This window comes from Corallococcus exercitus, assembly GCF_003611585.1.
In the GTDB taxonomy this organism is placed as follows: domain Bacteria; phylum Myxococcota; class Myxococcia; order Myxococcales; family Myxococcaceae; genus Corallococcus; species Corallococcus exercitus.
This window is the reverse complement of the sequence record NZ_RAVW01000502.1, coordinates 1-6,439: the sequence shown is the minus strand read 5'-3', so window position 1 is coordinate 6,439 and position 6,439 is coordinate 1. Positions and strand designations below refer to the sequence as shown.

The following is a 6,439-nucleotide window of genomic DNA, read 5'->3' as shown; positions in this document are numbered from 1 at the left end:
GGTGGAAGGGGTGCGGGTGGGGCCGGACGAGAAGGAAGGCTTGGAGAACGAAGAGGAGCGCAGCTTCATGGGAGGCCTCGGAAGTGGAGTGCAGCGACGGACCACCCCTACTGCACCCCGCATGCCTACCGTTTCGCGGCCCTGGGAGCCGCGGGCCCTGCCTGATTCCAGGGGGTTGCGTTGAAGCAAGGGGCCGGCCCTGGTGACTGGAGTCGGGGGCCTGATGTCTGGAGTCATCAGGCCATTGCCAGGTGGGCCGCCCTGTTTTACCCGGGTGATATTGACGCGGCATTTATACCCGGGTAGAAATGGCGTCATGACTGCATTTGATCTGAACCGCGGCGCGCTCGCGCCGGTCGCCGACGAGGTCGACCTCGTCGACCTGTCCGTCACCGGGGTCATCCCGCGCGAGCTCGACGGAGCGCTGCTGCGCAACGGTCCGAACCCACTGCGCGGCCGCTTCGAGGGCAACGGCGTGCTGTCGTGGTGGCCGGAAGCGGCGATGCTGCACTCGATTTCATTCGAGGATGGCCGCGCGGTCAGCTACCGGAACCGCTGGGTGCGCACGCGCCGCTGGGCAGACGTGTACTCGCCCGCTCAGGCGCCGCACCTGCCCGACACCAATCCGAACGTGAACGTGTTGCTGCATGCGGGCGAATTGCTGGCGCTGGCGGAGGGTGGGGCGCCGTTCGCGATCACGGCCGAGCTCGATTCGCTCGGCGCGCCCCGCCGGCACGCCGGGGTTGCCGGCGGGATGACCGCGCATCCGAAGGTCGATCCGCTGACGGGCGAGCTCATCGCGTTTCGCGCGGACTGGCGCGCGCCGTGGCTGCGCTACGGTGTCGCGGACGCACAGGGTGCGCAGCGCGTCGACGTCGTTGTCGATGTGCCGGCGCCGTCGATGATGCACGACCTGGCGATCACCGCGACCCGCAGCCTGCTGCTCGACCTGAATGTCGGGTACGACTTCTCGCTGCTGAAGCAGGGGCACCGGATGCCGCTGCGCTGGCACGATGACCGGCAGGCGCGCATCGGCGTGATCCCCCGGTACGGCGGCGACGTGCGCTGGTTCGGCATCGAGCCTTGCTTCATCCAGCACGTCGTCAACGCGTATGACCGTGACGAAGCATGCGTCGTGCTCGATGCGGTCCGCTATCCGTGGTTCTTGCGGCTCGACGCGAGCACGGGCAGGTTCGCCGACAACCCCGTCGGCGTGCTGTGGCGCTATGTGATCAACACGGCGAACGGCCGGGTCGAGGAAGGGCCGCTCGGCGACGGTGGGATTGAACTGCCGCGCATCAACGAGAGCCGGACGGGGCGTCCCTATCGTTATCTGTATGCGACGGAGCAGCCGACCCCCGTCGAAATGCGCGGCGTGGTCCGCTTCGATCACGAACGCGGCGCGACGACGCGCTACACGTTGCCGCCCGGCGACCAGAACAGCGAGCCTGTGTTCGTGCCGCGCCCGGGGGGCGTCGACGAGGACGATGGCTGGCTGATGGTGGTGGTCTATCGCGCGGCGACGGACTCCAGCGACCTCGTGATTCTCGACGCACGCGAGATCGATGCAGAGCCCGTCGCGACCGTTCACCTGCCGCGCCGGGTGCCCGCCGGGTTTCATGGCGCGTGGGTGCCGAGGATGCGCTGAGCGGCGTGTGTCCTGGGTAGCGCGCGAGCCGGAGCCCCTGAGCAAGCGGAGTGAGGGATTGCGCAATCCCTCACGGCCATGTCTGGGGTTGAGTCTCGGGCGCGCTCAGCTCTCGGCGGAGGGCGCGGACTCGGACGCCTGCGGCTCCTCGCAGACGGGCGCCGCGTCGCCGGACGCCTCCATCTCCTCGCTCACGGAGGCCTGCTGCGCGCTGGGGGCGCGGCAGTAGTCGATGCAGAGCTGCTCGTCGCCGCAGGTGGTGTTGGTGGCGCCGACGGTACATCGCCGGACCCGCCGCCCAGGGCCCGGGGATGATCAAGCGATCGCCGAAGTCCTCGCCGCTCGGCGGCAGTGCGTTCCGGGCGCTTCCACTGCAACCAGGCACCCACCATCCCACGACGAGCCAGGGCCGCGGTGCCGTGGAGAGTCGAGTGGCGCTGTCCCCGCGGGGCTCAGCGTGAGCGGCCGCGGCCCGCGCTCACGGGCAGGGCGGGCTCGAGCTCCGCCTCGTCGCGGTGCGGGAGCGACGCGCTCTGCCACGAGCGCTCCACGTCGAGCTCAAGTCCACTGGGCTCGGGGGCCGAGTCCGGGCGCTCCGGCGAGGGGGCCAGATCCGGGCGATCCGGTAGCGCTATCGCAGCGTGTCTGCGCGGCTCAGCCTCCCGCGTCGCGTTGACGCCGAGTGCGAGCAGCCAGTGACGCGTGAGGCGCTCGTCGATCGCGGCGGCTCCGAGCGCTTCGTAGGCCGGGCGCGCATCCGTGACGGGGCGGGAGGGCAGGCCCGCGAGCGCCGCGATGCGCAGGGCCGTCGGCGGATGGGTGAGGCCGCCCAACTCCAGCGGGTCCCCTTCGTTCTTCACCGCGAGCTGCCTGCGCCCCGCAGGGGGAAGCGCGGCAGCGAGCGCCGTCGCGGCTTCGCACAGGCGTGGCGTCGGTTCCGCATGCGCCCGCCGCAGCGCCTCGTTCAAGGCAAGCTCGTACGCGGGCGCCCCATCCCGCAACGCGCGCAGCGCCGCGATCGTATGGTTTGCGCCCACCACCTGGGCGGAGATGCGGTCTGCCTGGAACTCGCGCTCCCGCGACCACGGGTAGTACACGGCCGACAGCACCTCGAGCGCCACCCAGCTTCCCCAGCGCGCGGGGTTCCAGGCGCCGAAGCGCAGCTGGACGTCGAGGACCATCCGCATGCAGTGGCGCACCCAGCGTCCGATGCGTGGATGGCCCGCGCGTGCGTGCCCGAGTTCATGCGCGAGCGCCGCGGCGAGCTGATCCATCGACATCTGCTGCAACAGTCCGAGTCCCACGTAGAGCACCCGCTCCGTGCGTTTGCCTGCTCGCACCACGGCAATGCCCAGGGTGGTGTCCGGGCTCAGCTCGAAGGCGTCCACGGGCGCGGTGCCCGTCGCCGTCGCCACCTGCTGTTGCAGGCGGTGCAGCGCGAGGAACTGCGCGGGCTTCAGCCGCACCGAGAGGCTGGGCAGGGGGCTGTCCGCGAGCTGCCGCTCCTCCTGCTCGCGCAAGGGCGAAAGCACGCAGCGGGCGAACACGCCCAGGTACTGCCATGAGGCGCCCATGCCCTTGAACCCCGCGACCATCGCGCGGGCCGCGAGCACGGGCCGCATCGAGGCCAACGCCGCCGCCCCCACGCCGAACAGCACCATCGGCAGGAGCAGCGAGAGCGCCACCGACGCGAGCGCGGTGAGCCCGAAGGTGAGGACGCCGAGCAGGGCAAGGAGTGGAAAGAGCAGACGTCGCATGGAATGCCCATTCGTAGCATCGTGAGCGAGGGCAGGACGATGCCGGCCCGCCGCGGAGATCGATCACCGCCGTCGCTTGCAGGAGCGCGTAGGCGAAACCCCTCTCAGAAGCCCCGTCGGCGCCGTCCGAGGAACGGCAGGGCCAGAAGCCCCAACGCCAGCGGCAGCCATGCCCCGGCACCGCCCGTTGAGCAACCGTGACCGCGAAGATCGCCGTCGTCGGGCGTCCGCGGATCCGTGCCGCGCTTCACCTCGTTGCCATCACTGACACCGTCGCCGTCGGTGTCGGGGTTGCGAGGGTCGGTGCCGTGGTGGCTTTCGTCCTCGTCGCTGAGCCCGTCGTGGTCCCCATCGTCCGTCGCCGTCCAGGACCAGGACGCGGCAGAGCCGTCCACGTTGCCCGCCGCATCCCTGGCTCGCACCACGAGGGTGTGACGGCCCGGGGCCACGCTGAATTCCGCCGGTGAACCGCACGCGATGAAGGCGCTGTCGTCCAGACTGCACAGGTAGGTGACGCCCGTCTCGTCCGAGCCCAGCTCGAACGTGGCGAGCAGGGGCGCGTCGTCCGCGGGCGGACCGGAGCGGATGAAGGTGTCCGGCGCGGTGCGGTCCACGGTCCAGGTGAAGCTCGCGGGGGTGGGGTCCACGTTGCCCGCCATATCCACCGCGCGCACCTGCACGGTGTACGTGCCGTCCGTGAGGCCCGAGCGCGACAGGGGAGGGATACAGGAAGTGAAGGCCCCGGTGTCGAACCGGCACTCGAAGGTGGCCCTGGAGTCCTCCGAGCTGAACGTGAAGGACGCCTCGGGGCTGTTCGAGAGGACGGGCACGGATGCGCTGAGGGCGGTCTCCGGGGCATCCCTGTCCACGGAGAAGGTGACCCGGGCTTCCGGGCTGACGTTGCCCACCGCATCCGTGGCCGTCACGCTGACGGTGTGGAGCCCGCTGCTCACCGTCAATCCCGAGCCGAAGGACCACGCCCCCATGGCGGAAGCGACGACGCCCCCCTGGATCGTGCCATCGAGGAAGAGCCGCACCTGCGCGCCCGGCTCGGCGGTGCCCGCGTAGACAGGGCCCTCTCCGTTGAAGATGGCGCCAATCGCTGGCGACGTGATGACGGGCATGGACGGGGCGCTGAGGTCCACCGTCCAGGTGTACCCGGCGGGCGACGGATCCCGGTTGCCCGCCGCGTCCACGGCGCGCACGGCGAGCAGGTGCTCACCCTCGGAGAGGGCATCGAGGACGAAGGGGCTGCCGCAGGAAACGAAGTCCTCCGCGTCCAGGCTGCACTCGTAGCGGGTGCCTCCACCGGTGGAGCTGAACTCGAACGTGGCACGGGCGCTGTTTGACGCCTGGGCCGGGACCCGCGTGAGCTCGGTGTCCGGCGCCACGGTGTCCACGAAGAAGGTGAGCGCCACGCTCGGACCGGCGTTGCCCGCCGCATCCACGGTGAAGGCGCTCAGCGTGTGGAGCCCGTCCGTGAGAGGCAACGGCACCTCGTGGCTCCACGTGCCCTGCTCACTGACGAGAATGGGTCCCAGGGTCGTGACCTCGTCGAGGACGACGGACACGCTGCCACCGGGCTCCGAGGTGCCGGTGATGCGCGGCGACGCGGTGGCGATGGGCTCGTTGCTCCTGGGATGGAGGATGGCGGGCGCGTCAGGGCGCGTGGTGTCCACCGTGAACGAGACCGTGCCGGGCGGACTGCGATTGCCCGCCGGGTCGCTGGCGGTGACGGTCGAGGTGTAGGCGCCATCCGCGAGCGGGAGGGCGGTGCAGGCCCAGGCTCCAGAGGCCTCGTGGGAAACCGCGGTGCACAGGACGCGGGAACCCTCGTGCACCGTCACCGTGCTGCCGGGCTCGGCGGTGCCTTGGAACACGGGCGTCGCCTGGACCAGCATCTGCCCGGGGAGGGGCGCCGTGATGCCGGGTGTGGCTGGCGCCTGAAGGTCCACCGTGAACGTCGCGGTGCTGGCAGGGCCGGTGTTCTGGGCCGCGTCCCGGGCGGTGAAGGTGAGCGTGTGCACGCCCGCCGCGAGCGACACCAGGGCGCAGGCCCAGTCACCCGTCGAGCGGGTCGTTGCTTCGCACAGAAGCGTGGTGCCCTCATGCACGGCGACGAAGCTGCCCGCCTCCGCCGTTCCCTGGAGGGTGAGGCTGGCGGTCGGCAGCGACTGTCCTGGCGTGGGCGAGGAGAGCACCGGCGCGGAGGGCGCCACGGAGTCCACGGTGAAGCTCCGGGTCGGGCTGGAGCTCACCAGGCCCGCGGGGTCGGTGACGTAGACCGTCGCGAACTGGTTGCCCTGAAGGAGCTCCACCGTCGACGTGCAGGACCAGCTCCCGGACGCCTGCGCCGTGGTCTGGCACGCCCGCACGTTCGGCGGAAGCATCCAGACCTCGACAAGGCCCTCTGGCTCGGCCGTACCCTGGAACGTGGGGAACGCGGTGTTCACCGTTTGGGCTTGGGCAGGCGAGATGAGGACGAGCGGTGCCGCGTCCACCACGAACGGACGCCAGCTCTCATAGGACTCGTTGCCTGCCCTGTCCCGGACGGTCGCCGTCACGTCGGTCGAGCCGGAGTTCAGTCTGAGCCGGGATCTGCAACTCCATGCCCCCGTGACCGCATCCACCAGCGCGGTGCACAGCTCCCGGGTCTTCCACGTCACGGTGACGGTGCCGCCAGGCTCCGCTGTCCCCGTGAAGAGGGGCACGCGGGTGTTGATCCGGGCGTTGCTGGCGGGTGTGGAGATGAGGGGGGGCTCCGGCAGCGTCACGTCCACCGTGAGCCAGCCCCCCGTGGTGACGCTCGATATCGTGGAGAGGGTCGCCCGGACCGTGTACGAATGCAGGCCCTCCGCGAGGCGCACGCTGCTCTCGCAGCTCCACTCGTAGGTGTAGGAATCGATGGTGGCGGTGCAGAGGGTCTGGGTGCCCTTCCGCACGATGATTCTGCCCGAGTACGGGTACGTTCCGGAGAAGCGAGGCGTGTGCGTGGGCAGGAAGGCATCCGGGGCCGGGGCCGTGACTGTGGGGG

Annotated in this window: 3 protein-coding genes; 1 reads left to right on the top strand and 2 read right to left on the bottom strand. The window is 70.6% G+C overall.

Annotated elements, in window-relative coordinates; translation table 11 throughout:
- Positions 1–316 precede the first annotated feature (316 nt).
- On the top strand, positions 317–1,648 hold the full coding sequence (locus tag D7W79_RS37010; RefSeq protein ID WP_120529983.1) for a carotenoid oxygenase family protein: 1,332 nt from the start codon (positions 317–319) through the stop codon (positions 1,646–1,648).
- A gap of 452 nt (positions 1,649–2,100) precedes the next feature.
- On the opposite strand, the gene D7W79_RS37005 is transcribed toward D7W79_RS37010, so the two are convergent.
- Entirely contained in the window at positions 2,101–3,405 is a 1,305-nt protein-coding gene (locus D7W79_RS37005; protein ID WP_120529982.1) for a M48 family metallopeptidase, read from the bottom strand.
- Positions 3,406–3,509: 104 nt separating this feature from the next.
- The coding region (locus D7W79_RS37000; protein ID WP_244222179.1) for an Ig-like domain-containing protein at positions 3,510–6,439 on the bottom strand (2,930 nt) is incomplete at its 5' end.

Bases quoted from the DNA above. Each gene is read 5' to 3' on its own strand.
- D7W79_RS37005 (WP_120529982.1), bottom strand. From the start codon at position 3,405: ATGCGACGTCTGCTCTTTCCACTCCTTGCCCTGCTCGGCGTCCTCACC.
- D7W79_RS37010 (WP_120529983.1), top strand. From the start codon at position 317: ATGACTGCATTTGATCTGAACCGCGGCGCGCTCGCGCCGGTCGCCGAC.